Origin of the sequence: Wolbachia endosymbiont of Brugia pahangi, assembly GCF_012030695.1 — a bacterium.
GTDB lineage: Bacteria > Pseudomonadota > Alphaproteobacteria > Rickettsiales > Anaplasmataceae > Wolbachia.
Window position 1 is genome coordinate 341,509 of record NZ_CP050521.1, and the last position, 26,846, is coordinate 368,354.

General features: G+C 33.7%; 25 protein-coding genes, 3 tRNA genes and 1 pseudogene. 8 read left to right on the top strand and 21 right to left on the bottom strand.

Annotated features, from left to right (window positions below; all coding sequences use genetic code 11):
- Positions 1–54: 54 nt before the first annotated feature.
- From WBP_RS01665 to rpmE, 4 genes are all read right to left on the bottom strand, one after another.
- On the bottom strand, positions 55–1,086 hold the full coding sequence (locus WBP_RS01665) for an extracellular solute-binding protein (protein ID WP_167895868.1): 1,032 nt from the start codon (positions 1,084–1,086) through the stop codon (positions 55–57).
- Between the two features lie 129 nt (positions 1,087–1,215).
- Positions 1,216–2,502: a hypothetical protein gene (locus WBP_RS01670; protein ID WP_179958984.1), complete on the bottom strand. Its 1,287-nt coding sequence runs from the start codon at positions 2,500–2,502 to the stop codon at positions 1,216–1,218.
- A gap of 86 nt (positions 2,503–2,588) precedes the next feature.
- Complete coding sequence (locus WBP_RS01675; protein ID WP_011256598.1) at positions 2,589–3,383, bottom strand: NAD kinase; 795 nt, start codon at positions 3,381–3,383, stop codon at positions 2,589–2,591.
- Positions 3,384–3,414: 31 nt separating this feature from the next.
- Positions 3,415–3,627: a 50S ribosomal protein L31 gene (gene rpmE / locus WBP_RS01680; RefSeq protein WP_011256599.1), complete on the bottom strand. Its 213-nt coding sequence runs from the start codon at positions 3,625–3,627 to the stop codon at positions 3,415–3,417.
- Positions 3,628–3,755: 128 nt separating this feature from the next.
- Here rpmE and fabD point away from each other — a divergent pair, with 128 nt between their 5' ends.
- Entirely contained in the window at positions 3,756–4,736 is a 981-nt protein-coding gene (gene fabD, locus WBP_RS01685; protein ID WP_167895869.1) for an ACP S-malonyltransferase, read from the top strand.
- Between the two features lie 58 nt (positions 4,737–4,794).
- On the opposite strand, the pseudogene gpmI reads toward fabD, so the two are convergent.
- The 5 genes and pseudogenes from gpmI to WBP_RS06190 form a co-directional block, all read right to left on the bottom strand.
- Positions 4,795–6,297: pseudogene (gene gpmI / locus WBP_RS01690) on the bottom strand (2,3-bisphosphoglycerate-independent phosphoglycerate mutase); the annotation flags it as partial.
- A 21-nt stretch (positions 6,298–6,318) separates the two neighbouring features.
- A tRNA-Asn gene (locus WBP_RS01695) sits at positions 6,319–6,390 on the bottom strand.
- Positions 6,391–8,083: 1,693 nt separating this feature from the next.
- Complete coding sequence (locus tag WBP_RS01700; RefSeq protein ID WP_167895871.1) at positions 8,084–8,338, bottom strand: hypothetical protein; 255 nt, start codon at positions 8,336–8,338, stop codon at positions 8,084–8,086.
- Positions 8,339–8,386: 48 nt separating this feature from the next.
- Complete coding sequence (locus WBP_RS06185) at positions 8,387–8,542, bottom strand: ankyrin repeat domain-containing protein (RefSeq protein WP_369799985.1); 156 nt, start codon at positions 8,540–8,542, stop codon at positions 8,387–8,389.
- Positions 8,539–8,694, bottom strand: a complete 156-nt coding sequence (locus WBP_RS06190; RefSeq protein WP_369799986.1) for a hypothetical protein — start codon at positions 8,692–8,694, stop codon at positions 8,539–8,541. Before WBP_RS06190 ends, WBP_RS06185 begins: the two co-directional genes overlap by 4 nt.
- A gap of 49 nt (positions 8,695–8,743) precedes the next feature.
- Here WBP_RS06190 and WBP_RS01710 point away from each other — a divergent pair, with 49 nt between their 5' ends.
- Both WBP_RS01710 and WBP_RS01715 read left to right on the top strand, forming a co-directional pair.
- The gene (locus tag WBP_RS01710) at positions 8,744–8,989 is read left to right on the top strand and encodes a hypothetical protein (protein ID WP_167895872.1); all 246 of its coding nucleotides are present in this window, start codon (positions 8,744–8,746) and stop codon (positions 8,987–8,989) included.
- A gap of 680 nt (positions 8,990–9,669) precedes the next feature.
- Positions 9,670–9,876 carry a hypothetical protein gene (locus tag WBP_RS01715; protein ID WP_167895873.1) on the top strand — a complete coding sequence of 69 codons (207 nt, stop codon included), beginning with the start codon at positions 9,670–9,672 and terminating at the stop codon, positions 9,874–9,876.
- A 1,198-nt stretch (positions 9,877–11,074) separates the two neighbouring features.
- Here the strand turns inward: WBP_RS01715 and WBP_RS01720 are convergent.
- From WBP_RS01720 to WBP_RS01725, 3 genes are all read right to left on the bottom strand, one after another.
- Positions 11,075–11,215, bottom strand: coding sequence for a hypothetical protein (locus WBP_RS01720; RefSeq protein ID WP_167895874.1), 141 nt, complete (start codon positions 11,213–11,215; stop codon positions 11,075–11,077).
- 153 nt (positions 11,216–11,368) lie between these two features.
- Positions 11,369–11,503, bottom strand: a complete 135-nt coding sequence (locus WBP_RS06015) for a hypothetical protein (RefSeq protein WP_256366205.1) — start codon at positions 11,501–11,503, stop codon at positions 11,369–11,371.
- A gap of 922 nt (positions 11,504–12,425) precedes the next feature.
- Positions 12,426–12,498: transfer RNA gene (locus tag WBP_RS01725), tRNA-Val, on the bottom strand.
- 133 nt (positions 12,499–12,631) lie between these two features.
- Between WBP_RS01725 and gyrA the strand changes: the two genes are divergently transcribed.
- Complete coding sequence (gyrA, locus tag WBP_RS01730) at positions 12,632–15,334, top strand: DNA gyrase subunit A (RefSeq protein ID WP_167895875.1); 2,703 nt, start codon at positions 12,632–12,634, stop codon at positions 15,332–15,334.
- Between the two features lie 104 nt (positions 15,335–15,438).
- The gene (gene petA / locus WBP_RS01735) at positions 15,439–16,041 is read left to right on the top strand and encodes a ubiquinol-cytochrome c reductase iron-sulfur subunit (protein WP_167895876.1); all 603 of its coding nucleotides are present in this window, start codon (positions 15,439–15,441) and stop codon (positions 16,039–16,041) included.
- A 526-nt stretch (positions 16,042–16,567) separates the two neighbouring features.
- Here petA and rsmA read toward each other — a convergent pair.
- Positions 16,568–17,353, bottom strand: a complete 786-nt coding sequence (gene rsmA / locus WBP_RS01740) for a 16S rRNA (adenine(1518)-N(6)/adenine(1519)-N(6))-dimethyltransferase RsmA (protein ID WP_167895877.1) — start codon at positions 17,351–17,353, stop codon at positions 16,568–16,570.
- Between the two features lie 85 nt (positions 17,354–17,438).
- Between rsmA and WBP_RS01745 the strand changes: the two genes are divergently transcribed.
- A tRNA-Thr gene (locus tag WBP_RS01745) sits at positions 17,439–17,511 on the top strand.
- 1,314 nt (positions 17,512–18,825) lie between these two features.
- A complete protein-coding gene (locus tag WBP_RS01750; protein WP_167895878.1) occupies positions 18,826–19,407 on the top strand; it encodes an ankyrin repeat domain-containing protein in 582 nt (193 codons plus the stop codon).
- A gap of 302 nt (positions 19,408–19,709) precedes the next feature.
- Here WBP_RS01750 and rpoD read toward each other — a convergent pair whose 3' ends face one another.
- The 8 genes from rpoD to WBP_RS01790 form a co-directional block, all read right to left on the bottom strand.
- Entirely contained in the window at positions 19,710–21,659 is a 1,950-nt protein-coding gene (gene rpoD / locus WBP_RS01755) for an RNA polymerase sigma factor RpoD (protein ID WP_167896303.1), read from the bottom strand.
- 122 nt (positions 21,660–21,781) lie between these two features.
- Positions 21,782–22,108 carry a cation:proton antiporter subunit C gene (locus WBP_RS01760; RefSeq protein WP_011256590.1) on the bottom strand — a complete coding sequence of 109 codons (327 nt, stop codon included), beginning with the start codon at positions 22,106–22,108 and terminating at the stop codon, positions 21,782–21,784.
- A complete protein-coding gene (locus tag WBP_RS01765; RefSeq protein WP_167895879.1) occupies positions 22,108–22,524 on the bottom strand; it encodes a Na(+)/H(+) antiporter subunit B in 417 nt (138 codons plus the stop codon). Before WBP_RS01765 ends, WBP_RS01760 begins: the two co-directional genes overlap by 1 nt.
- Complete coding sequence (locus WBP_RS01770) at positions 22,517–23,044, bottom strand: DUF4040 domain-containing protein (protein ID WP_011256588.1); 528 nt, start codon at positions 23,042–23,044, stop codon at positions 22,517–22,519. Before WBP_RS01770 ends, WBP_RS01765 begins: the two co-directional genes overlap by 8 nt.
- Before the next feature lies 1 nt (position 23,045).
- A complete protein-coding gene (gene mnhG / locus WBP_RS01775) occupies positions 23,046–23,333 on the bottom strand; it encodes a monovalent cation/H(+) antiporter subunit G (protein WP_011256587.1) in 288 nt (95 codons plus the stop codon).
- Positions 23,334–23,339: 6 nt separating this feature from the next.
- Positions 23,340–23,582, bottom strand: coding sequence for a monovalent cation/H+ antiporter complex subunit F (locus tag WBP_RS01780; protein ID WP_011256586.1), 243 nt, complete (start codon positions 23,580–23,582; stop codon positions 23,340–23,342).
- A 37-nt stretch (positions 23,583–23,619) separates the two neighbouring features.
- Positions 23,620–24,048, bottom strand: a complete 429-nt coding sequence (gene rpoZ, locus WBP_RS01785; protein ID WP_011256585.1) for a DNA-directed RNA polymerase subunit omega — start codon at positions 24,046–24,048, stop codon at positions 23,620–23,622.
- A gap of 62 nt (positions 24,049–24,110) precedes the next feature.
- The gene (locus WBP_RS01790) at positions 24,111–24,410 is read right to left on the bottom strand and encodes a helix-turn-helix domain-containing protein (protein WP_011256584.1); all 300 of its coding nucleotides are present in this window, start codon (positions 24,408–24,410) and stop codon (positions 24,111–24,113) included.
- 1,493 nt (positions 24,411–25,903) lie between these two features.
- Here WBP_RS01790 and WBP_RS01795 point away from each other — a divergent pair.
- Positions 25,904–26,800: an aspartate carbamoyltransferase catalytic subunit gene (locus WBP_RS01795; protein WP_011256583.1), complete on the top strand. Its 897-nt coding sequence runs from the start codon at positions 25,904–25,906 to the stop codon at positions 26,798–26,800.
- The last annotated feature ends 46 nt before the right edge of the window (positions 26,801–26,846 follow it).

Below are 26,846 nucleotides of genomic sequence, written 5' to 3' on the forward strand. Positions count from 1 at the left end.
TACCAAATTATAATGTTCGTACAGTTGTACTTTTTACCCTAGAAGCGCTAGGCATTATTTCCATTTACATTCGTCTGCTATCATAACAGCCTCAAAAAGATGCTTTTCAAGCTCACTTAGAGGTAAATCACTTTGTGGGTAGTCTCCCCAAAATTTTAGTATATTGGAAACCTCAACGCCTTCAATAATAGGATATTCTTGATTTTTCTTAGCATATAGTTCCTGGGCCTGCTTGCTTACTAAAAACTCCAATAAAGCTATAGCATTTTCTCTATTTTTTGCATTTTTTGTTACTGCTGCACCACTAATGTTTACCATTACACCATTACTATCATGATTAGGGAAGAAAACTCCTAGTTTGTTTGCAACATTCTTTTTATTCTCACGTTCTGATGAAAGGATTCTCGCAAAGTAATAGCTATTTACTATTGCAATATCTCCTTCACCAGCAGCTACAGCATAAATTTGGTTAGTATCACCACCGCTTGGCTTTCTTGCCATATTGCTTACAATCCCACTGACCCATTCTTTCGTCTTTTCAAAACCATTATTTGCAATCATAAAAGCAATCAGCGATCGATTATATGGACTTGTAGAAGAACGTACTAATATTTTTCCTTTCCATTTTTTATTTGCTAAATCCTCATAGGTACTTAAGTCTTTAGGATCTACTGATTCTTTATTGTAAACCAATATTCTCGTTCTTTTTGTGAGACCAAACCAATAACCTTCACTATCCCTAAACTTTTCAGGTATAGCTCTTTTCAAAATCTCTGAGTTTACCTGAGACAAAAGCCCTCTTTTTTTTGCCAAAATTAGGTTCACTGCATCTGCAGTTAAAAATACATCAGTCTCACTGCCATTTTCCATGCGTGAGAGCAGCTGGGAGTAATCGTCAATAATATAACGTACTTTAATACCTGTATTTCTTGTAAATTCATCAAATAAAGTACGTACCAATTCCTCTTTACGCGATGAATAAACGTTTACCACTTGTAAGTCATTAGTCTCGTTGTTTTTATATAAAAAAGTAACGACGATTAATACAACTACTACTAAGGAAGTGAATATTAAAGCTTTTTTCATATAAATAAAACAATTTCCTTCAACTTAGGATACCAAAACGCAAAGTTTTAGTAAATGTAAAATTTACTCAGACCTATTTTGCTCCAATTAAGGGGTATCAAAATTATGTAAGAGATTTTACTACGTACTTTATTCACCAATACTATAAACAATATCTTTACAATTATGAGATTGAACTACAACTTGTTCAAGCGTTAGGCTGATGCATTTAGCGTCTTTACCGTGATTATCCTTAAGAACATTTGTTCTTTCTTGTTCTATTTTCTTAATGAATTTCTTGTTAACACTTTCTGTATTAATCTTTTCCTGAGAATATATAAGATTAGTGCAATTCGTTTTCCTGTAGTAATGTACACCAAGACATATGATTGATAATGCAAGTATACCTGAACCTATGAATAACGACAACCCTACGTTATGAGTCAAAGGGTTCTGGTAAAATTTTTGCACATTATTAATGCCATCTATTGCAAGTAGCCCTAAGGGAAACGCTATATTTGCAGCAACTACACTAGTTAATAATGCAATGAATAGCGGCCTATTATTAATTATTGATTCTATTTTGTTAGCTCTACTAATTACTTTTTCGCCAATATTAATGAAGTTATCTTTAGCTTCCCAAGCATTAAGTGCAAAATTTGAATGAGTGTCATTGCTATATTCCAGTCTTACAGATTTTATCACCTTGTCCCTTGGCTGGCACTCTAACACTTTATCTAAAATTTCATTTGCATTCCCTTTTTGGATTTGATATTCTTCAGCGTCTCTAAATTGCTTTATTGTATGAAATATAGGACTAACCGCAAACAATGAAGCAGATGCAATGACCGGTATAGTAATATAGAACGGGCTATTTGTAAAAAAAACAATAAATTTTGCTTTATCTTGTAAGTACACTAAAGCTAAAGATGTGCATAATATAATAGTATTTGCACCAAAAATTATAACGCCCTTCTGCTGCATGGCATATTTTACCCTTGGCCAGACTCTGTTTGTTTTCTTGCCTGAGCTGATTAAAGGAGTTGTTGAATCTGTTTCACTGTTTTCAATGTAAGAATCGTCTTTCGGTGTAAAAGGAGTTGGAGGTGTGTCTGAACCATTACCTGGCTTGTTATCTAATAATCTTTTCCAATCTCCTGATGTTTTTTTACTATCCCAAGATTCGCTAAACAACGTTCCTTCAGAAGCTGATTTTTTTATCCCTGAGCTTTGATCATCTATTCCACTATCCCTAGTATGATCCATTTCTTCATTATTTGATTCTTTTTTATACAACTCCTCCTGTACACGCAGTGGCTTTGATGGTACTGCATCTAGTACATCTAAGATAGCATTTGCTGCCACTCCAGCCAATGATGGATCTGTTTTTGGTGCTTCTGCTGATATTTTATTTTTCAATTCTAGCATACTTACCATCCGAAATTAATTACTACTGTTATATTGATTATACTATAGTTATTAAGATACAGTAAATACTAATTTGAGAATAATTCTAGAAAAGCTTAATATAAGAATTGTCTGTCAAAAATTCTTTCATCTAGGGAATAATCCTTGTCAAAGAGCAGAGTAACTGTGTTCTCATGGTCTTTCTGCATTTTTATCTGTGATATGTTGTGAAGCTCCTTGTAATCTGATACTACAAGTGCTGGACGATTTTGTGCGTTGTTAATGTCAATTTGCACAATTGTATCATTTGAGATCAACGCTCCATTCCAATGCCTTGGGTAGTAGCTATTAATAGAGGTCAGTGCAAATAAGTTTGAATTGAGTGGTAAGATTGGGCCGCCAGCAGAGAAATTATATGCAGTACTACCTGTGGGAGTAGACAATATTATTCCATCTCCTCTAAACTTTTCCATTTTTAGTTTACTATTGATAGCAACATTCATCTCTACTATCTGATTTGCCTTTCTAAAGACATACACTTCATTTACCGCTACATGGTGATATTTTTTACCACTCAGATCTATAGCTTCCATCTTTAGCAAAGTTAGCTGAGCTGAAGTTGCGTGCTCTATGTTATCAATCAAATCTTCGCTGCTACTGAAGTATTTATTCATCAAAAATCCAACACTACCAGTGTTTACCCCATATACATGTATATCTTTGTTTCCTACGACGTAATTATGCAAGGTGTGTAGCATTAAACCATCGCCGCCAACAACTACCAGTAGATCAACTTCAGATTTATTTTCCTCTGTTATATTGATAAAATTAAGCTTCTGTAATAATTTAGATACTTCCTGTGATTTTGGTGACTCAGAAGCAACATAGCCTATATTTTTGTATTTATGCATGCTCCAGTCTAAAGCTTAAAAAGAAAGAAAATTAGAAAATATTTCCGTACTTATCGTTAAACTTAGCTATTTTGCTAGTTTTATTTGTTGACCCACTTGTCAAACTTCCAGTCCATGCAGGGTGAGTGAGAGGATCTCTATCAAGCTTTATCTTATCTCCCTCCTTTCCATAGGTTGAACGAGTTTCAAACTCTTGACCATTTGTCATGACTATAGTAATTTTATGGTAATCAATTTCTGCCATTGCCGCTTATAAACTCTTAGTCAGTTACCATTCTAGTGTATTCAATTCGTTAAGTCAATTATTATTATTGGACATTGACAAAAGATAAATAAAGTAGTACTTTTAATAAAGAATCAAGAATTATCGTTATGATTTTTGCTTTCCCTGGTCAGGGTTCACAGTTTGTAGGAATGGGAAGAGACCTATATAGTCAATTTTCCGTTGCAAAACAAGTATTTGATGAAGTAGATAGCATACTAGGTAGGAAGTTGTCTCATTTGATTTTCAATGGTCCTGTCGAGGAGTTAACCATTACAGAAAACGCTCAGCCAGCTATAACGGCAGTATCAATTGCAACACTACGTGTTATGGAGCATGTGTTTGGTAAGTCTCTCTTCTCTGATCACGATGTTAAATATGTTTGTGGGCATTCAGTTGGTGAATATACAGCACTATGTGCTGCAGGAGCGTTGACACTCGAGTCCACAGTCAAGTTGCTGAAAGCTCGCAGCGAAGCAATGCATAAAGCTTCTTTAAAATGTAAAGGTGGAATGGTTGCGTTGCTTGGAGCGGAGATAAGTGAAGTAGAAGATATATTGGAATCAGCTCAAATTGATGAAATTTATGGAATTGCAAACGATAATGGTGGTGGACAGGTAGTGGTAAGTGGTACTGCAGAGGCCCTTGAAATATTACCTGGTTTGTTCAAAAACTCAAGTGTGAGAAAATTAATTAAATTGCAAGTTAGTGGGCCTTTTCACTCATCTCTTATGAGACCTGCTGATGAAAAGATCTTGGAATTTCTAGAGAGCATTGACATAACTCATCCTTCAATTCCTTTTGTATCAAACGTCACAGCTAAAGAAGAAAGCAATCCAGAAACTATAAAAATCTTACTTGCTAAGCAAATTGTAAGTAGAGTGAAATGGAGAGAAATGGTTTTACATATGGCAAGTAGTGGCATTAACGAATTCGTTGAAATTGGACCTAATAAAGTTTTATCTAATTTAGTCAAAAGAATTGATCAATCCATCAGTACAAAAAATATAGATAGTATCAGTGATATTGACAGCTTCTTTAATAGGTCACCAGTACTGACGGTGGAAAATTTAGAAGTTAGCTTAAGTTAAAGCACACCTGTTTGATGTTACCACAGCTTGGAATAACATAGGGCGATACAGGAAATTACACAATCAGTGAACTACCTGTCATTTCATCTGGTTTTTTAATTCCAAGTAACTGTAAAATAGTAGGAGCGATATCAGATAATCTTCCATCTTTCAACTTTAGGTTGTTACAAGAATTAGGGTATATAATAAACGGAACTTTATTTAGAGTGTGTGCTGTGTGAGGTGTATTATTTTTTTCATCAAACATACATTCCACATTTCCATGGTCTGCAGTAACAATTAACACAGCGTCGTTTATTTCCTTAACAGTATTCAATACTTTTGCAAGGCAATCATCAACAGCCAGCACAGCTTTTTTGGCTGCTTCCATGTTACCTGTGTGTCCCACCATGTCAGGGTTAGCGTAATTTGCAACTATCAGCGTAAATTCTTGGGAACGAATTTTTCCTACGAGTTTTTCTGTAAGTTCAAAGGCTGACATTTCAGGCTGCAGGTCATAAGTTTCAACTTTTGGTGAAGGAATGAGTATTCTTTCTTCATTGTAGAAAGGCTCTTCCTTTCTACAATTGAAGAAAAAAGTCACATGGGCGTATTTCTCAGTTTCAGCAATGCGTAATTGCCGTAATTTATTATCTGCTATTATCTCTCCTAAAGTGTTAGTAAAAAATGCAGGGGGAAAAAGACAAGGAATCTGAAGGTCTTCCTTATACTTCATCATACTTAAAATTGAGGAAAATTTTGCTACCTCAGTGTAACCTGCTTTGCCTAGCAAAATACTTGCCAATTGTATCATTCGATCAGCACGAAAGTTGGCTAATAACACCCCATCTTTTAGTTCTATGCCTTTGTAGTCACCTATTACTGTAGGCCTAATAAATTCATCAGTTATATTATTTTGATAGTTATTATCAATCAACGACATCACATTATTGTGACACGTTGCCCTTGCAAATGCGATAGCCTCGTAAGTTTCTATTGTTCTTTCCCACCTATTATCGCGATCCATAGCATAGTAACGCCCAGAGACAGTAGCAATTCTTATGTCATTGCCTTTTATATTCTCTTCAAATTCTTGAACGCACTTTTTTCCTGAATTTGGCAGTGTATCTCTGCCGTCCAAAAATGCATGTATCACTACTTTGATTTCGTGCTTTGATATTTTATTTGCTAAAGTTGAAATATGTTTTTGATGCGAATGAACACCACCATCTGATACCAACCCCATTATGTGGCACACGCCGTTCTTATCCTTTAGATCACTAATAAAACTTCGTAAGTTCTTGTTATTCTCTATTGTTTTGATTTCTCGATCAATGCGCTGCAGGCTTTGCATTACCACTCTACCACTGCAGATGTTCATATGACCAACCTCTGAGTTGCCTATCTGACCATCTGGTAATCCAACATCAGTCCCACAGGCAGATAAACTGCATCTTGGATAATTAGAGCTAATATATTGCCAACAGGGTGGATTTGCGTTGCTAATGGCATTGTATTTACTATCTCCTATTCCATTCCCCCAACCATCTAGTATACATAAAACAACTGACTTAAAGTTCATACAAAATAACAAACAAAAACGCTCCCCGGGCCGGATTCGAACCAGCGACCAATTGGTTAACAGCCAACTGCTCTACCACTGAGCTACCGAGGAATAAACTGTTTTTAACTTATCATGTTGAGCATTAATTGTAAACGTTTTTTGTACTTTATAAGACTTTAGTGATGTTATCTAAGCAGTTCATAGAAATGTAGAAAACTACTTTGACAAGCTTCACCAGCCTCCTTACCATATTACTGAAATTAGTTGTTTATCTTCTCTGTAGAGATAAACTACAAAAAAACTTAACCTCATGTCTCTTAATATTGTTGCCTACATTACCAACTAGTGCTGTAAATTGCGTTTGCTGAGCGCTTTAAAAAAACGCCAACTGATAAAATGTAGTGAATAACTAGCTGCTCTAGATTTCTTTTGTCTTTTTTCTGTTTAGTAAATTTCTTAACGTTTATAATTTAGACTAATTGCAAAAGCAATTGATTTGCAATTATTAAGCGTTTAGAAAGAGAATGCTATATCTGAAAATCAAATGTAAATAACTAGCCATCCGCAGGGGTTTTTTTGCCTTTTTTCCATTTGATAAACTTGTTAATGTTTATAACTAAGTGACGACCGTCATTCCGTTACTCATTAGCAGAATCTATGGTGAGGTACCACGAATGAATCGTGATATGACGTGATAGTTACCGACGTCTCAGCGCTTGACACTAACTTCTCATACTGGAAAACCATAGGATGACAGAAATAGTAAATAAATTTACTAAATATCAGTATTAGCTACTTTCATGATACTTCTTGGATGGAAATTGAAGCCCAGTTCTAGGCATGTGCACTTGTTTACACTTTAATACCCTGAACTTTTTGCCCAGTTACGTTTGGTTTATCTAGGCTGTTACTAGGTTGTAATACTGCATATGTGATACCACCAATAGCTCCAGCTGCCAATCCAGCAGCTATAGCTATACCGATTATAGCTAGTACTGGTAAATAGGACCAGCAATACAAGTCCTGCAACTACCGCTATTTTGTTATGGTACTTAAAATAACACCAATCCCAACTGCTTTAGCAATTCGTTCATTTTCTGCATTGTTTTCACCTTCTGAAGACTGTACCACATCTTTTACCACTAGCAGTATTATTGATTATGTCTTCAGCTTTTAGTCCCTCAATAATTACTAGAAGCCGTTCTTTTATGTTTTCATTACCAACTTTAGGTCTACCGGAGTTTTACCCATCATTTTCTAATGGAGGATTAGCCTTCCATTTTTGGAATAGATCTAATACTATTTTTATGTAACCATTTTCAGCAAGCATAATGTAAAGGAGTACATCCATTATTATCTTGCAATAAATGATTAGCCCTTTTGTCTAATAGAGCTTTAACAGCAACCATACAAAGCAGGCAAATGCAACGATGTAACTTTTCAATTATAACTGCCTTATTGTAGGTAAATTAATAATTTATATTAAATCTTTCTATTTCTAGCATACACCTTTATGTTTTGCTTCTAGTTTACTTTTTATTAAAGCAATGACATTGTTGTAAGTGTTTAGTGATATTACTACTAGTTTTAAGTCTTCCAACTCTAAAGCTATAATTTTCTCCTATCAAAAATAATAACATAGTTTAATTATTATGTTTTTAATAAAAAAGTCAAGGATTTATATTTTTCCCTCTACATACACTTTTTTAAACTCTTCCTTAAGATATCGAAAATATCTATAAATCACTACTTCCTTTCTCAATCCAGTTCTAGATTAGTATAACGTTATTCAATGTTTAGATTGTTAAGGCGTGTGCTTAACGTGTTTTTTTACAGCTTCTGCAAATACATATAGCTCTAATCTAGGAATGTGTATCTCTTTCGCATCTTCAAAATCTACAAAGTCAATCAGATGCCTTTCTATTCCTGCAAGCTCTATTATGATGTCACTCCTGTGTTCCTGAAAGAAAGTTTTTACTTCAGCAAATGTCATCTTCTGAAAATCACACTCATAGCGTTCTGATAAAACATCAATTAACGGCTGATAATTATATAGCAATATTTTCCTTCTACCTCAGGTTTAAATTGTAAATCTTTTTGATTAACATTAAAACCAAAAGCGTCGCTCTATTATCTTATTCATCATGTACGCACAAATACCTACTTTGCTTTCACTGAAAGTACGACTTAAAGGAGTTAATCCATCAGAATTCACTGCATTAATATCTGCTCCGTTATCAATTAGAAGCTTTACCACACTTATGTTGCCATATGCTGGATGAAAAGGTGTTCTACCACTGTTGTTTTTGCATTAACCTCTACCCCGTTGTTGATTAGAAGCCTTACTACATCTATAGTATCATTGTCAACATCATCATGTAAAGGAGTGTCACCATACTCATCCTTTGCATAAATATTTGCTCAGTTTTCAACTAGAAACTTTGCCATATCTCTATTATTTTCTATGATAGCCAAACACAAAAAAGTAGATCCGGTTTCATTCGCTGCATTAGCACTTCTTCCCTCTTTTATTAATTTCTCAATCTTATCTAAATCTCCATATAAAGTTGATGTAAATTACATTGACAACGCAGTATTACTACCAACTTTATTTTCTGACTCTAGAGTAATTAGTGCCCAGTGTGTTGATTATTTAAAAAATTTTTTGACTAAGCACACTCAATTGCAAAAATCGATTAACGCACTATAAGCATTGATGCAATAAGGCCATTGGTGCAGGTTTGTATACCTTTAAAATTAAAGAACGGAGAGGAGCTAAGTGCACGCTATATATTTACTTACAGGTGACGCGACAATAAATAGCTAATATCATCACATCATTCTTCATTACCACCTATGGATTAGAGGCAAGAAAAATGAATATTCATAGAAGAGGAACACAAGCTATATTTTTTATTGACTTATCTACATTCTATAACTTACATTAATAAGCAAGTAAATGAGTGTTGTTAATATATGACCAATGAAATGATATTTTATACAGAATAGCCAGTAGTTTGTTATTGGGAAAATAAAAATGAAGAGCATAGTTCACATGAAGATAAAGAACTTATGATGAAATGAAAAAAAGAGTCTGCGTAATTCAAGTACCGATTATGTAGAAGACTACTTTAGAAGGTATTAAACGGATGGTAGATAAACACCTAAACAAGGACTGAGGCTAAATTTATGTTACAGAGGTAAGAACGATAATTAGGATGAAACTTTCACAAATTTTACATTTGGAAAAATATTAAATACTCTTTCTAAAATATCCTGTTGCCCTGTAGATAGTAGAAGATGTGGATTTCCTTTCATTTCAGATGAACAAGACTACGATAACAAATATGGTGATGATGAGGATGAATTATCTGAAAAAGTTCAGACATCATGAAATATATCATTAGCAAGTTAGTGCTACAAGATGGAAAAATAAGACACAGTTTTTACCATGATAATGGTATGATAGAACAAGAAATTAGTAGGTTTGTGGACGATCTTAATGCGCAATGTAAGAAGATTAAAAGCGATCTAGAAAAAATAGCATATGAAAGTATTGTAAGCAGAAGCAAGCAAATTCAAAACAGATTGGAGTAGAAAGAGATAATAAATATCTTTATGTAAAATATATAAAAGATAGTGTTATTAAACCTGCAAAAATCATAAACAATCAGGAAGTAGAAAAGCTAGGATTAAGAGTTTACATATTATAGATCGGAGAAAGTACAGCAAAAATTGAAAAAGATAAAGATGGAATAAAAAGAAATTATACTGATATCTTAGGCAGCACTGAAATGTCTTTTACTACTAGAAAAGGGGAGATCAGTATTCATCTACATCCTAGTGAGTAAGATAGTAATAAAATAAAAGTAGTGTTTGCTAACGAGGAAAGCAAAGCAAGGTTTAATAACTTAGAAGACAAACAAGTTTAGAACTAAGCTGTCTCTTAGAGAGGAAAAGTGTTGCAAAAGTCATAGGTAAGAGTTTTGAAAGAAATGGTAATGTACCTACAGAATTAACTGAGGCTATTAAGCAACAGAATGTTTCATCTACTTTCACACATGTTTATTTGTTACTACAACAGGAAATAAGAATAGCTCCAGGAGGGTAAAAATTGATATTATTTTAGAATAAAAACTAAAAAGTTAATTACAGATGTTCATATATGCTAAGTCAAGGAGGCGGAAGGGGTAGTATAAATGCTCATTAAAAATTCTAATAATTTAGAAGCTTTTCTAATGCTAAGTATACTAACTGAATTTAATGAAGCCAAAAGTCTTGCATTAGTTTTGACTATATCAATTCTTCTGTCAGTTACTCTTGTCTTTTATAGCAAAGTTGCGTGGACTACCTACTTATTTCATCTATATTTCTACTTTGTATTACTCTTTACCTTATGATTCTTAGAAGGCAAAAGCGGTGCCTGTTTCTTGGCCGGCTTTCTGCTCTTACAGAGTTTGAGTTTACTATTCTCCTTTTGCAAATCAGTATTCAATAACTTTGATACCTCTCGTTCAGCTATTCACCTTTATAGTACTTCTTAAGATCTTCAAATTGCTCTTTACTTTCTATTGTTACTTTAGTCAGAGAATCAGCAATATCTTTGTGTATTTTTTGATTATCTATTGGCTTATTATCGTTAATAGTAACTTTACCCTTTTCTTGTCCACTACTTACTTATAGCCCTGTCCTTTGATTCTTGTTGCTGCTTTTCTTTTAAATAAGCTGTAAATAGCATCTATTGTTTTTTGACTATACTCCTTAAAAAGAAGTTTGATTGTCCCAAGTTTCTATGCTAGGGAGATGGGTTTAGAGTGTGTTTTTGTTTTTTACTCTCACCACCAACAATCATATCATCGCTCAATCTTCTCTTTTTAGAAGGCAACAGTGGCGATTCTTGAGTACTCCTATGTACAGATTTTTCTTGTGTTTTCAATAATGTATTTCGAATATCTTAAGATTCTGGTGTATATGTTCCTTTAGTGCTATTTCTGATACTTTAAACCCTTGTATTACCCTATCAGGAGCATCCTATACTATCTCCTTAACCCTCTGAAATATTACTCCTCTTGACAATAATTTCTTTTCCTTACCTACAGCTCACACCGTAACTCTGCTCTTTAATTGCCTTTATTGCCTCTTCTTTAAACAAGTCTTGAACATTATGTACTTCCTTTTTGAATCTATGACTGTCTTCAATAAAAACAAATTTAATTATTTTCATTTTTTCTCTAAAAAAATGGTGCGTTTATTAACTGTAGAATATACGGGTTTTTTATTCAAGTTTTCATAATTGGCCTTTATACTAAACTGGTATCTATAAATTTTTGTACTTTTTCTAGATAATCAACACTTTTGTTCTCTTTAAGCACTTGAACGCCCTCAAATTTGATATTTTTACGCCTTCAATACTCAGTCCATTTCCTTCAAGCCATTCCTTTCTCTTGCTTATTGATTCAACAAACCCATTAACCCTTTTAACATTGTCTGCACTATAACTAATCAGCGTATTACAATTTTTGGTAGCTAACTATTGTGGTTGTTTTATACTCTACAATTGCCTTATAAATGTGCAAATTCTTCCCAACTTGATTTTATTGTCCCTTAAGAGTTAACCTATGCAACTGAGTATTGTAGTTTTCTAGAAATTCACCAAATACAGAAATACGTTCTCCAAATAAATCCAAACGATCTTCCACAACTCTTCTTACAGCATTTGAATATCCCGTGTACGATACAATATTAACTTCCACTCCGCTTAAAAGCGCAGACTACAATACGGATTTTAATGTCTACTCACTTTTACTCTGCCTGTATTCTCTAGAAAATTTCTTATATCGGTATCAGTAACTGAATACCCCACCTTAGAATTAAAATCGCTTCTTTTTATTCCAGAATATTTACCAGCAAAAACATTACACGTGTACCCATTAGTAATAGTGGTATCAAAGTCAGATATTAATAGGGCATATTTCCTGTACCCATACCTTTACCTCTCAACTCTCACAAATCAATAGATAAAGGATAATACTAGCAGGCTAACTATTTATAAAAACACTAAAATAGTTAAATATACAAGCAATATGCACAGCTGGTTAAAAGTAGGCTATTTTGCGAGTTTTTCGATATGTTAAATAAAATACCCATGGGCAATGACAGACTTGAACTGTCGACCTCCTCGGTGTAAACGAGATGCTCTACCAGCTGAGCTAATTGCCCCTTTGAAAGGTAATTCTATAACTCAATAGTATTATTGTAAACAAAAAGTAGAATCAAATGCAGCCTAATTTCTAATTGACCATTTGCTTAACTAAATGTTAATATTAAAATCACTTCGGTCAAAGTACAGAAAATGCAAGACAATATAGTACCAATTTCAATAGTGAAAGAACTGGAAGATTCTTATCTCTCCTACGCAATGAGTGTGATTATAAGTCGTGCTATACCTGACGTGCGAGATGGATTTAAACCTGTTCATAGGCGCATATTATATGCAATGTCGAAGGCTGGATACGATGCTGGCAAGCCATATAAAAAGGCAGCTCGTATAGTTGGGGATGTAATGGGGAAATATCATCCACACGGTGATGCAGCTATTTATGATTCCTTAGTCAGAATGGCTCAAGATTTTTCTCTTCTTCTACCACTTATTGATGGGCAAGGTAACTTTGGTTCGGTAGATGGAGATCCACCAGCTTCAATGCGATACACAGAAGCAAGACTTCAAGGAGTGTCACACTTCTTATTGAATGACATTGATGAAAATACAGTTGACTTTAGACCAAACTACGACGGAAACGAATCTGAGCCTGTTGTACTGCCTGCAGAATTTCCGAATTTGTTAGTAAATGGTGCAAGTGGTGTTGCAGTTGGTATGGCAACCAATATTCCTCCTCATAATCTTGGAGAAATAATTGACGCCTGCGTGTTATACATAGACAACCATGAAGTAACCTTAGATGAATTGCTTAAAGTAGTACCAGGGCCAGATTTTCCGACAGGAGGAACAATTCTTGGTAGGTCTGGAATAAGATCAGCGTTTGCTACAGGTCGAGGCTCAATTGTTATACAAGGTAAAACTCATATAGAAGACCTGCCACAAGATAGGCAAGCAATAGTTATTGATGAAATACCTTACCAAGTAAATAAAGTGAAATTAATTGAGAAAATCGGTGAACTTGTAAAAGAAGAGAAAATTAATGGCATAACAGAAATTAGGGATGAGTCTGATAAGTCTGGTATTAGGGTAGTGATTGACCTTAGAAAAAATGCTGCAGCAGATTTTATACTGAATCAAATACTAGGACTTACTCCTCTAAGAAGTAGCTTTAGCGTTAATACTTTAGTTCTCAACAACAATAGACCTGTTTTGATGTCATTAAAAGAAATCATAGTTGCTTTTGTTGACTTTAGAAAAGAAGTATTAATCAGGAGGACAGAATTTCGTTTGAGAAAAACGAGAGAAAAAGCCCACATATATATAGGACTTTATATTGCGGTCTTGAGCATAGATGAAGTGATAAAAGTCGTCCGAGGTACAAAAGACCCTGAGGAAGCAAACAAGAAGCTCTTAAATAAAGAGTGGAAAACCTCGGCTGAAATAAACACAATTATTGGCTTGATTTCAGATAGCATGAGCTTTTTGAAAGATGGAGTGTATAGATTAACCGAGTTACAGACGAAAGCCATTCTTGACATAAAATTGCAACGTTTAACGGGTCTCGAAAGAGATAAATTAGAAGCTGAGCTAAATTCAATGGTTAACCTGGTAAAAGAATATATCGCTTTTCTTGGTTCAGAAGAGAAATTAATGAAAGAAATAAAAAATAATTTACAAGAAGTAAGGAAAAGATTTGCCGTACCACGCAAAACTGTAATAGAAGAATCAGATGCAGACATTGAGGCAGAAGATCTAATCCCACAAGAGGATATGGTGGTAACAGTGACCATGAATGGTTACATTAAGCGCGTGAAGCTCTCTCACTATAGGACTCAGCGTCGTGGTGGAAAAGGAAAGTTAGGACAGGGGCTAAAAGAAGAGGATGTAATCACAAAATTGTTTGTTGGGAACACCCACACTAGCCTTTTATTCTTTTCCAATATTGGCAGAGTTTATAGATTAAAAGTTTATAAATTACCTCTTGCGGAGCCAACTGCACGTGGAAGAGCACTTGTTAACATATTCCCTCTTGCTGATGGCGAAACAATTACCAATATAATGCCACTGCCAAGTGAGAGTGATGAAAGTCAAAATATAGTTTTTGCTACTGCTCATGGAAACATAAGGCGTAACTCTTTAGCTGACTTTCACTATATTCCAAGCAATGGGAAAATAGCAATAAAGCTCGATGAAGGAGATAAATTAGTATCGGTCAAAGTATGCAACGAAACTGATCATGTTTTACTTTCAACAATGCTTGGGAAAAGTATTAGATTTATTGTAAGCGACGTGCGTCAATTCAAAAGCCGCAATTCGGATGGCGTAAGAGGTATCAAACTTGCAAAAAACGATAGTGTGATATCTATGACCATACTAAACGGTATAGGCGTTACAACAGAAACAAAAGAGCTTTATCTAAAAGTTCCACTGGCAAAAAGACTAGAAACTGCAGTTAATAACTCCATTGATTCTAAATTAGAAAAAGTTTTGAACGATTTAGGAATAGATAACAAATTATTCTTAAAACTTGCAGCGAATGAAGAGTTTATACTAACTATTACTGAAAATGGCTTTGGTAAAAGAACTTCTGCATATGAGTACAGAGTAACCAACAGGGGCGGTATTGGTATTACCAATATTCTTACTACCAACAGAAACGGTAATGTCGTTGCTAGCTTTCCAGTTGAGCAGGGTGACAATATAATGCTTATTACAGATAAAGGAAAGTTAATCCGCATTTCAGTCAACGGAATTAGAATAGCAGGACGTAGTACTCAGGGGGTCACTCTATTTAAAACAGAGAGTAGAGAAAAGGTAGTGTCAGCGGCAAAAATTGAAGATCCTGGTTCTACTGAAGAGAATATGCCTGAGATTGGAGATTCTGCGTCTTCTTAGCTGTAGTATTATAAAAACATACTAAGAGTAAAAAGTGCAAGTTTTTGTTGATTAATCTATAGTATTTAAATTAAAATGTATACTACATAGCTGAGTAGAGGTTGATGAACAAGAAATTAACTGAGAATAAAAAACTGCTGGTAGACAAGGAAGATAAAAAAACACCTCCTGTTAAAGGTTTTACTAAAAAAAATAAGAGCAGGAGAGATTTTATAACATTAACTACATGCGCTATGGCAAGTATAGGAACTGTAAGTGGGCTTTGGCCACTGATTAAGTCTATGAACCCTTCCGCCGAAGTCTTGGCAATGTCTACAGTTGAAGTTAATTTATCTGGAATTCAAGAAGGACACGGAATAAAAGTAAAATGGCAAGGTAAACCAGTATTTATTCGCAGACGTACAAAGCAAGAAATTAAAGCTGCAAGAGTTGTGAATGTAGAGGATTTGAGGGATCCTCAGTCAGATGAGCAAAGAGTACACAAAGGAAAAGATGAATGGCTAATTATGGTTGGAGTATGTACACACCTTGGATGTGTACCAGTTGAACATGCTACAAAAGATGGAAATGGTTGGTTTTGCCCTTGCCACGGTTCATATTATGATACATCTGGTCGAGTAATTGGAGGCCCTGCACCAAAAAATATGGTTGTACCTGATTATTTTTTTCCAAATGAAAATGTTGTGGTAATTGGCAAAAAGGCTTAATTAATAACTGTACTTAAGTTATTATAGCCTTAGTTCTCATTTAATTAACTAAACTAAACTTTGCTCTTTTTAGGAAGCACAAACAAAGGAACTACTTGACAAGTTTCAACAACTTCATTATCATAGAGTTAAGGGTATTTCTGATTCACAACTTATTTTTGACCTGCAAGTTCAATAACAAAATTCGGTAAAAATTTTAGGTATTTATTGGCAGATTGCATCGAGTTATTGCGGTTGTATATCTTTAAAATTTTCTACATTCAGCTAAGTCATGCTTAAACTAAGCGTCGGCAAATTATTACAGCGCCAGTTTAAATTATTATAGGGTCAAAACTTGCTATCCGGGGGTTTTTCACCTTTTTTTGTATGGTAAATTTCTTAAATATTTGTAGCTAAGGATTTACCGACAACCTCTGCCTGTTAGCGAGACCTATGCTAAGAGACCGCATTGGTATAACATAGAACTGTGCTAGCCATAGCAAACTGAAAATACTTTTTTAATATTTTTATCAACAAATTAAGTAATTTACATATTATTCGCTAGTAGACAAAATTGTTCAACAGTTAAGTTTTTTGGACGCTCGTTTCCACTTAATTTAGCATTTTCAAGAGCGGTTTCAGTACGATTCGTTACATTTTGCAAGCTATTCCTTAGCATTTTTCTTCTTTGAGCAAAAACAGCACGTGTTAATTTTGTTAAGGCTTCCAAATTTACTGCAAATCTTTGTGTAGGTAAAGGCCTCACTGTAATGACCGAAGAGTATACTTTCGGTCTTGGAAAAAACTCTTTAGGTTCGATATCAAATTCCCTTCTTATATCACATAGTAACTGACTTAGCACTGATAAGGAACCATAATCTTTAGAATTGGGTCTTGCTATAATACGATCTGCTACCTCTTTCTGAAACATTAATGTAAAAGTTGTAAAAAGTTTTATTTTATTTAACCACTTTAAAAATAACGCTAACGAAATATTGTAAGGCAAGTTTGCAATAACTTTTACTGGGCGTTCTATTAGCTCCTCTTCTACAACATAAAGCGCATCTGCTTCTACAATTCTAAACTTTCCCTGGTGTTCATTAAGCAATTGGTCATGACATTTCACTAAATTGCTATCCTTTTCTATAGCCAGCAGAGACTTTGGATTATGTGCTAATATCTCCTTTGTTAGGGCACCATATCCAGGGCCAATTTCAATGACGTTAAAATCTTCCAGATTACCAGCTAAAACAACTATTCTTTTTGTTATCTCACTTGATAAGATAAAATTTTGCCCTAGACTTTTTTTTGGCTTCAATAAAAATTTTTTCATACTACTTCATTATGCAATGCTTTGATAATTATAAAAATAGTTGACTGAAATTCATTAGTAATTATATATTATTAACGTATTTAATGCCGGCTTAGCTCAATTGGTAGAGCAACTGACTTGTAATCAGTAGGTTGTCAGTTCAAGTCCGACAGCCGGCACGTGTAGTAATGTCATACTTGACCTGAAAGACAAGAATTAACTGGCAAAAGAATGGCTTTGTTGCATTGCTACTTATGAAAGGCTAACTATAGTTAGGTTATAAGCAACATATTGAAAATCTTGTTCTTTTGCAATCAAGCTAATCAATTTTGAGAATAGTAATTTATTATTTATATTAATAAATTTAATTCTATTTAAAAGTGAATGATAGTGAAATTTCTTTTACTCAAATTAGGTATTTACTGACCATTCTTATTATAAATTAAGAGAATGACAAGTTACTAATATTCTTCACCTTTCTTGTCTTTAATCACCATAGCTGGTGATTAACAAAGTCATTCCAACGTCACGGTTAGCATAACACCATTTTGTTTGCCCTTAAACGCTTCAGCTACAAATATCTAAGAAATTTACTAAGTAAAAAAAGGGAAAAGATATTCTATAGTAAATAGTGTTTACTCTCTAATCATGCAAATTGGCATTTTATACTGTCTTAAATACTTTGTAAGCGTATTTCAGCTTATATGGGTAAAAACTTAGAAATATTGTGAAGACACAAGGTACATATAGTGCAAAAAATTAAACATAAGATACTAAATACCCTAAGCCTTTTGTCACTAACCTGCATGATTACAAAGATAAATAAATAGCTTAAGTGCTATAATAAGGAGGCTGGTAAAGCTTGTCAAGTAATTTCTTGCATTCTTATACTGATAAGAATTTGCGATCATAAATTGTCAATTTAAGCTTCGAAAAAGGTCTATTGACTTACATACATTATTGAGATTACACTTAAACTCTATTAGCTTCTAAAGGTGCACATGAAAGTATGGTATTAAGATACATAACAAGAGGATAAGCATATCCAAATCCTGCTCTTCATGGTAACATAAGTATAGTAAGCAGCCAAGCAGAATTAGTGGATATTAATAGTTGATAATAGTTTTAAAACATGTGAGGTAAAATTATAGATTTAGCAGAACAAGTCATTAAGGTAAACAACGGCTATATTGGAGAGTTTTAACGTCAACTTAACGAAAAACTAGGCTCTATACTGCCTTATATGGCTTAATCGTTATTTATCATAGTACAATATGGTCAGAAAAATATAGCTGAACTTTTGCTGAATAGTGATGCAAATCTTATAGCCAAGATGTGCACCTCTAGGGTAGTTAGTCCATTAAGAGTAGCGCTTAATATTTAAAGATTAATTATCTTGCAAAATACTTGAACTGTTTTGAATTTAAAAATAAAAACTTATAAGATGTTTTTGCTAAACTCCCAGATAGAGAACTGTTAGAATATTTAAGTCATTGTTAGATCATAGTACTAGCTATGGGCTTATAACGAACATAAGACCAAGTCATCATGGCTCAGTAAATTGTCGTTTTGGCGCAAAAAAAACTTTACTAATTAGTCAATTTCGAACAAGTGTTGCCTTATATGTAAATGAAAACAATCATATACTTAATGCGATAAAAGGTAGTTCTTTATCTAAAATACTAGATCGAGTTAATATAAGGGATAAAGATGGTCTTTCAGCATTACATCTCACTGTTAAAGGTGGCAATGTTAACATTGTAAAGTTATTGTTAGATGGGGGCGCAGAACCTAATATCAGAAGCTGGATGAATCTAACAACTCCACTGCATAATGCTGTTTTAAACAATAGGGTTTATATAGTAAAATTACTTTTTGATAGTCATGCAAACTCTAATATTTTAAGCAGAAGTGACATTTCTCCTTTATATTTTGCTGTCGTCAATAACTATAAAGAAATATCACGTTTATTGTTAGAATGTGGGGCAAAACCTGAAACTCTATTAAATCAGTTCTCTGTTTTGTTAAACGATGCTGCAACTACAAAAAATGAGAAGAAGGAAGAAATTTCTTAGGTAAGATGGATTACTTAGGTAAGTTCTTATACAAGTAGAGTACCAATATTATTGATTTGTTTACTGCAGAAATGAAAGAAGCACAATGAGCGGTAATGATAAAATTGCAAGAAAAATATTTTATATTATAAGCGATATGACTTTTCCATTAGAATTGGAACCTGTAAGAGTGTAGGAAGTTGGCACTGGAAAAGTAGGTAAACAATGTATCTGTTCAAAATCTTCCATCTATTGTTTTCCAGCTCTTACATCTTCTCTTTACTTCGTGCCAAAATGATCGCATTATATTATTTGACATTTCTCTAAAAGAACCCTCTCAACTTTCTAGCACGGCATGGATGTTTTAATTTGCGCAATGCTTTTGATTCGACTTGCCTAATTCTCTCACGTGTTACCTTAAAAATGCATCCTATTTCTTCTAAGGTATGTTCCTTGCAATCTTTACCAAGGCCAAAGCGCATTCTAATAATTCTCTCTTCCTTCGGTGTTAAAGTTGCAAGGAGGTTAGTCGTAATGCAGCGCAAGTCAGTGAGTATTGCAGCATCTTCTGGTTTTGAGACTCGCTTATCTTCTATACAGTCACCGAAAGTACTACTATCGTCTTTTCCTGTTGGAGCGTCAAGGCTTACCGGATCCCTTGCTATTTTCATAACTTTGCGTATTCTTTCCAGCGGCATTCCAAGTTCCATACTTAATTCCTCTAATGTAGGCTCTCTTCCCATCTCATGAGTTAACTTTCTCAATGCTCTGTTGATCTTGCTAATAATTTCTACCATGTGAACTGGTATTCTGACTACCTTAGATTGCTCAGGTATTGCTCTAGTAATTGATTGCCTTACCCACCAAGTTCCATAGGTTGAAAATTTGTATCCACGTTTGTAATCAAATTTATCCACAGCCTTCATAAGACCAATATTACCTTCTTGTATCAAATCAAGCAGAGCGAGACCTCTGTTTGAATATTTTTTAGCTATGGAAACTACTAACCTCAAATTGGCTTTAATCATTCCCTGCTTTGCTTCAGAGACTTCTCGTTCATGTTTTTGTGTTCTCTTGATTAGCTCTTTAAACTCTTGCACATTATCTTCTTGTATATGTTGCTTAATATTGTTCAAGGTATTAGCTATATGTTCAAAATTTTCGTCTATAAACTTTACAAACTTGTTTTTTAGTTCACCTGTAAAACAAAATTGGTTTTCACTGGATTTTAAAGAACTAATTTCTTCTAACTTGTACCTTAAAAGTACGTCAGCATAAACTTTGAGGAAGTTTTCTCTATCAATATTGTATTTTTTAGCTTCAGAAATAAGATTAGCTTCCTCAAGCATGATAGACCTATTTATGTTATAAAGTTTTTGTGTGATTTTGGCGACAGCAGTGTCACTTAACTTAATTTGTAGCACTATAGACCATATTTGGTCATATAAATTTTGATATCTTAATCCACCAGAGGGATCTTTTCTTAATGTCAATGCTTCATCTGCTAAAGTAATTATCTCATCTAGTGCAACTATGACCTTGGGCAATAAGTCGTTTTCCATTTCAAGAATAGAAACATTTAAATTTGCTGAATTTATATCTTCATTACTATTTTCTTTCTCATCGTTACCTTTTTTACTATCTATCTCATCATCTTCACAATATTCGTCATCTTTGGTGCCTTCAGAAACGTTCTCAGAATCCTTATCATCTTCAATACTTTCTTCACTCTCTTCTTTGGGTATCGCATTAAAATCGGAGTTATAAATTGCATCTAGGTCTATAATTTCTCTCAGTAAGAGAGATCCACTGCTCAAATCATCGCGCCATGCTTTTATCATCTTTAGTGTTACTGATGTTTCAATGATTGCACGCAACATGTTATGCTTTTCAGATTCAATTTTTTTTGCTATCTCAATTTCATCTGTTCTTGATAAAAGCTTTACGGAGCTCATATCTTGTAAATAAACTCTTACCGGGTCGTCATTTTGTACTAAGGTTGTGGTGGTATTCGACAGTGCGTCGTCATCATCAAGTTTGCTATCATCACTATTGGAAGGAGCCTCTTCTTCGTCTTCGCTACTTTCAAGTATGTTGATTCCTGAGTCTTGCAATAGAGATATAGTATCATCTATAAAGTCAGATGATAAATTTTCGTCTGACAGTTTATCATTTATATCATCAAAAGTGATAAAGCCACCCTTTTTAATACTTTTGGTTACAAGATCCCTGATGATTTTTTTCTTATCTTCTGAGTTGTTAATAGTTGACATCATTACCCTTATAGTTTAAAATCTATTTCTTATTAGTAAATAGGCTTACAATAAGTAAGCCTATGACTTTATTTTTAGCTTGTGGCTACTTATTACTTCATATAGTTTAAGACATTGTTAACTCACATACGCTTGTCTTGATCAATTATTCCATATCTTTCTTCTATTCTTACTGCTATGGATAATCCAACTGAAAATGTTGCAATTCCGACTACTATGGCAGTGAGCATTAGAACGTGTGGTACAGGATTGCTATATAAGTGAGAATTTGAAACTAATATAGGGGGTAAGGAGCTTTTTATATACCCAAGAGATATGTAAAATAACAGAACAGATGCTTGGAAAATGCTTACCCCTATCATTTTCTTAATTAAATTTTTGTCATTTATGATGGTATATAAACCTAGCGTCATTAATATAGTAATAATTGTATAATTGTATAAAGTCATTATTTTTTTCTGCGAGCAAAATCTATATATATGATTAACATGGAGGAATAAACAGTAAGTGCTACACCCAATTCCACCAAGAAAATACCCAATTTTTGACCTGCAACGTTGTTAGCTAACAATATATTGTAAGATAAAAAATTTTGGCCAAGTAAAACTGTTGCAATACCCGTTCCCCCATAAATAAAAATGCCTAGCATGCTAGTGAATTTAATTGCAGAGTAAGGTATTGCTTTTAGAGTTGTGGATACACCAAATAGCATTGAGTATAATATTATCCCAGAGGCAATGATTATTCCTGCTTGAAACCCTCCACCTGGGGTATAGTCGCCATGAAATTGTATATATAAAGCAAATAAAATAATAAGAGGTACCATCAAAAACGTTACTGCATTTAATACTGGATCTTTAATCATTTTCTTTTTCTTCTTTTAATATTAATGTTATGCAAAGTGCGGCGGTGAAAACTACTATAGTTTCTCCAAATGTGTCATAGCCACGGAAGCCTGCTAAAACAGCTGTTACTATATTGGGAATGCCAACGGCTTTTTTAGTATTTTCTATATAGTAAGGAGCAACATGTGAGTGAATGGGAGCATCATAGCTGCCAAAATCTGGTAATTGGGTCATAAAGTGTGATAAACATATAGCTAGAAATAACATAAAAAAAAGTATTATAGGGTTGTGAGATAAATCTACTTTATGGTTCTTTATTAAAGAGAGTGCAGCAAATGTAAAGACTGTACTGAGTCCTGCACCAACAGAAGCTTCAGTAATTGCAACATCAGGTGCATTCATAATTAGATATATAAGTGCGATGAGTGAGCTAAATGCACACATTAGAACACCACTTGTGACTAGATGATTTGAGAGAACTATAAAAATAGCAACTATAAGTAGCAGTAAAAGTAATGTTACATTCAGTATTTCTAACATCTTAACTTTCTTTAATAGCTTTTTCCTTACTTTTATAATGAGTGCGTGCTAAAATATAACTATTAGTTGAGTTAGCTACCCATATTATAAAAATTAATAGTACTATTTTAACAGTATTGACTGAAAATTCATTCTGCAAAGCGAGACCAATTAATAATAACATTGCACCGCTAGAATCTGTAATACCTGCTGCGTGTAATCTGGTGTAGAAATCAGTAAATCTAATTACCCCTATGGTTGAAATAGTTACTAAACAAATACCTAAAAATATGAAAATAGACCCTATCATAAATTATCAAAGCAACATTAACCTCATTAGTGCTATAGTTGATATAAAACTGACACTAGCATACAACAATGCTATATCAACCAAAAAAAAACTATCCAAAATGATCGATACTGCTGTTATGAGTAAAATTACTTGTGTTGAGAAATGATTAAACGCTAGAGCCTTATTGTAAATGTCACTTAACTTTGCTATACGGTACAACATTGCACTCATACAAAGCAGTAACATGTAAATAGCAACATGAATCATTTATAGGTTACACAACTCCAATAGGACTCTACTTAGTTTACTCTTCATTGTCTACTTCATCATCTATGTCCTCACTATCTTGATTGCTCATTTCATTTTCTACCTCGTCATCCTGAATATCAGTACTTTCTTGATCTACATCAGCATCTGTGTTAAACTGATCATTAGAAAAGTTTAGTAGTTTTTCTAGCTTGCTCGTATTACTGCTGTAGGTATTACTCAGATTTCCTTTCATATACTCCTTGCATCTGCTTACCAAAAGGCTAAACAGCTCATGAGTATCCACCTGCCTTTCTGCTATTTCGTACAGAGAAATGATGGTGTTTTTATGGCCTTTAAATCTAGCTGATTGAACAGGATTACTCGCCCCTGTATTTAAATCATGTGTTCTCTGACTTGCCAGTAGGGCTAATTTAAAACGGTTACTCACCTGCTCTGTACATTTTTCTATAACAGACTCAGCCATAAAATACTACCTCAATAAACTTTACATTATACTACAAAAAAAACAAAGTGTCAACTTTGTACCTATGGAGATCCAACTTCACGTTTAACCTTTTCTGTTTCAGGTTTTACTGCTTGACTTTCTGTTATCGTAATTGTTATCTCATGGTCGAATTTCTTGAGAAACCCTAACAGTCGTTCTAAAGAAAAACCATCTGTTTTGCCATTTTTAATTTGAGATATCTTTGGCTGATCAACACCTAGTCTCTCGGCGGCATGAGCTTGAGTCCAAGTGTTTTTTTCTATAACTTTAGTTATTATACTGAGCAGCTTCTTTTTTATTTCTACACTGCACGAGTTATTGTTTAATGATATTATTTCCATATACACTCACCTATCAAAAGCTTTGTAAAACATTACAACATAAATTTGATATCTCAAAGTATTAATATCATATAAGTTGTACTAAATAATTATATGATATTAGTATATTAAGGCTTTAGGTTGATTATTTACTAATATTTTAATTTAATTAATATCAATTTCAAATATTATTATACATGAAAAGGTCATTCATAGTAAAAAAATAACCATAAGGCTTAAGATATAAATTCTGTAGATTAATTTTACATAAAAGGGTTTTGTATCTCTATGCTCTAATACACCTGTATAAACACTGTGATTTTAATCCACCAAGAAGGTGTTATTCCATTGCGTGACGCTGGGCGCAGTTTATCATACTACAATTCATTCTAGGCATCTCTAGATCCCGCTAACAAGCAGCAAAATGACGGTAGCTATAAATATTAAAAAATTTACTAAATAAAAAAAGCAAAAGATATTCAGTGGTAGATAGTGTTACCCTCTAATCCTGCAAATTGGCATATTATACTGTCTTAAACGCTTTACAAGCGAGTTTCAGCTTATATAGGTAAAAACTTAAAAATGCTATGAAGACATAAGGTACATATAGTGCAAAAAATAAAACACAAGACGCCAACTATGTAATACTTTGTCATTTTAATCTGCACAGATTGAAGATAACTGAATACCTTCAGCATCATGATTAATAGAGTGGGCTAGCGAGGTTTATTAAGTGGTTTTATTTAATCTACAGCATAGCATCTACTTAAATTTTAATGTTGTTTAAAAAGCTTTTTCTACCTCTTTTTTAATAAAAGCACCTACAATCTGTCTTTCAGTATTCTTGTTTTATAATCAACTTCTTTTTCACCACTCTTTGACTTTATGTTAGGAGAATAGGCAGGATTTTTAAAGTTATATATTGACTTTTCCTCAATTATTTTTTCAGAATTTCTTACCTTGTCTACTCCTCATTTTCCTGCATCTAGTATTTTATCTTTTACCCAATTGAGTGCATAATAACCTACACTCAATTCTTTTGCTACTCCTTGTAATAAGCTTGCCATTTGATATAGAATCGAACAACTACAAGACCGATAGCGACTGCACCACCAATTGGTCTTCTGAGGAGAAAGCCAACTGCAATAACACTAATTCTTATTGCAATAATGCCAGCTTCGACCGAAAATTTCTCTAAACGATCTGGTTGTATACTTTCTTTTTTACTTTTCCTCTGTTGGCGTTGTTTTTCATGGCAGGTAGTTTAGTATTTTGCTTTTTAGATCGAGTTGTTCACCTTTTTCTTCAGTTTTTTTTGACCATTTTGAGCCTCACTCACTACTGGTATAATGACTATGATAAAAGTAGAGTACTAATTATCGATTAATACCAGTTTTTGTTTTAATGCAATATCTATAGGCTGAGCTAAAACAATTGTTGCGCAAGAAGCTTATTGAAAAAAAGTAATAAAAAAGTAGAATAGATTAAATCGCAATTGTATATTAAAAGAAGCTATGAGTAATAGAAAGGATTTGCTAAGTGTTCTAGATTTCACAGTCAATGATGTGGGAAATATAATTGAATTGGCTGGACAATATCTAGAAAATAAGGCTGCAAATGGTCGTATCTTGGAAAATAAAACAGTAATAAATTTATTCTTTGAAGATTCAACACGTACGCTTACGTCTTTTGAAATGGCAGCCAAAAGCCTTGGAGCAAACGTTGTAACCTTGCCAGTAAAATCTTCTTCTATTAATAAAGGGGAGGATTTGACGGATATGATAAAAACGTTAAATGCAATGAACCCTGACTATATAGTGGTTAGGCAAAAAAGCAGCGGCATTGTGAACATGCTGGCTAAGCATGTTAGTTGTTTGCTAATTAATGCAGGTGATGGAAGCAGTGAACACCCAACTCAGGCTCTTGCAGATTATTTTGTAATCAGTAGTCATAAAAAGCAAATAAAAAATCTCAAAATTGTTATATGTGGAGATATTTTGCACAGCAGAGTTGCAAGATCAAATATAAGATTGCTAAAAATGTTTGGAGCAAAAATATGCTTGGTTGCACCGCCAACTTTAATTTGCAAACATTTTCCTGAGGTAGATTCAATCTATTATTCATTAATTGAGGGTATAAAAGATGCCGATGTAATTATGCTTCTGAGATTACAGAAAGAGCGCATGAATAGTGGTTGTTTTATTCCTTCAAATAGGGAATATTTCTATTTGTATGGGCTTGATTCACAAAAGTTGTTATGTGCAAAATCAAATGCAATTGTTATGCACCCAGGGCCAATAAATAGAGGGATTGAAATTAGCAGTGATATAACAGATCATATTATTTTACAACAGGTGGAATTTGGACTGGCAATACGCAAAGCAGTGCTGCACTATTATAGGCCTTGCTAGTATCAAAAAAAGTGTGTGGTTTTATAATAATTTATATCTAATATTA

What these genes read in the sequence shown, in the direction of transcription:
- fabD (WP_167895869.1), top strand. Translation starts at nt 3,756, where the DNA reads ATGATTTTTGCTTTCCCTGGTCAGGGTTCACAGTTTGTAGGAATGGGA.
- WBP_RS01715 (WP_167895873.1), top strand. Translation starts at nt 9,670, where the DNA reads ATGAAATATATCATTAGCAAGTTAGTGCTACAAGATGGAAAAATAAGA.
- WBP_RS01675 (WP_011256598.1), bottom strand. Translation starts at nt 3,383, where the DNA reads ATGCATAAATACAAAAATATAGGCTATGTTGCTTCTGAGTCACCAAAA.
- WBP_RS01780 (WP_011256586.1), bottom strand. Translation starts at nt 23,582, where the DNA reads ATGATTCATGTTGCTATTTACATGTTACTGCTTTGTATGAGTGCAATG.
- gyrA (WP_167895875.1), top strand. Translation starts at nt 12,632, where the DNA reads ATGCAAGACAATATAGTACCAATTTCAATAGTGAAAGAACTGGAAGAT.
- WBP_RS01790 (WP_011256584.1), bottom strand. Translation starts at nt 24,410, where the DNA reads ATGGAAATAATATCATTAAACAATAACTCGTGCAGTGTAGAAATAAAA.
- rpoD (WP_167896303.1), bottom strand. Translation starts at nt 21,659, where the DNA reads ATGTCAACTATTAACAACTCAGAAGATAAGAAAAAAATCATCAGGGAT.
- WBP_RS01795 (WP_011256583.1), top strand. Translation starts at nt 25,904, where the DNA reads ATGAGTAATAGAAAGGATTTGCTAAGTGTTCTAGATTTCACAGTCAAT.
- WBP_RS01760 (WP_011256590.1), bottom strand. Translation starts at nt 22,108, where the DNA reads ATGACTTTATACAATTATACAATTATTACTATATTAATGACGCTAGGT.
- rpmE (WP_011256599.1), bottom strand. Translation starts at nt 3,627, where the DNA reads ATGGCAGAAATTGATTACCATAAAATTACTATAGTCATGACAAATGGT.
- WBP_RS01770 (WP_011256588.1), bottom strand. Translation starts at nt 23,044, where the DNA reads ATGTTAGAAATACTGAATGTAACATTACTTTTACTGCTACTTATAGTT.
- rsmA (WP_167895877.1), bottom strand. Translation starts at nt 17,353, where the DNA reads ATGAAAAAATTTTTATTGAAGCCAAAAAAAAGTCTAGGGCAAAATTTT.
- rpoZ (WP_011256585.1), bottom strand. Translation starts at nt 24,048, where the DNA reads ATGGCTGAGTCTGTTATAGAAAAATGTACAGAGCAGGTGAGTAACCGT.
- WBP_RS01765 (WP_167895879.1), bottom strand. Translation starts at nt 22,524, where the DNA reads ATGATTAAAGATCCAGTATTAAATGCAGTAACGTTTTTGATGGTACCT.
- WBP_RS01665 (WP_167895868.1), bottom strand. Translation starts at nt 1,086, where the DNA reads ATGAAAAAAGCTTTAATATTCACTTCCTTAGTAGTAGTTGTATTAATC.
- mnhG (WP_011256587.1), bottom strand. Translation starts at nt 23,333, where the DNA reads ATGATAGGGTCTATTTTCATATTTTTAGGTATTTGTTTAGTAACTATT.
- petA (WP_167895876.1), top strand. Translation starts at nt 15,439, where the DNA reads ATGAACAAGAAATTAACTGAGAATAAAAAACTGCTGGTAGACAAGGAA.
- WBP_RS01670 (WP_179958984.1), bottom strand. Translation starts at nt 2,502, where the DNA reads ATGGTAAGTATGCTAGAATTGAAAAATAAAATATCAGCAGAAGCACCA.
- WBP_RS01710 (WP_167895872.1), top strand. Translation starts at nt 8,744, where the DNA reads ATGATAGCCAAACACAAAAAAGTAGATCCGGTTTCATTCGCTGCATTA.
- WBP_RS06015 (WP_256366205.1), bottom strand. Translation starts at nt 11,503, where the DNA reads ATGAAAATAATTAAATTTGTTTTTATTGAAGACAGTCATAGATTCAAA.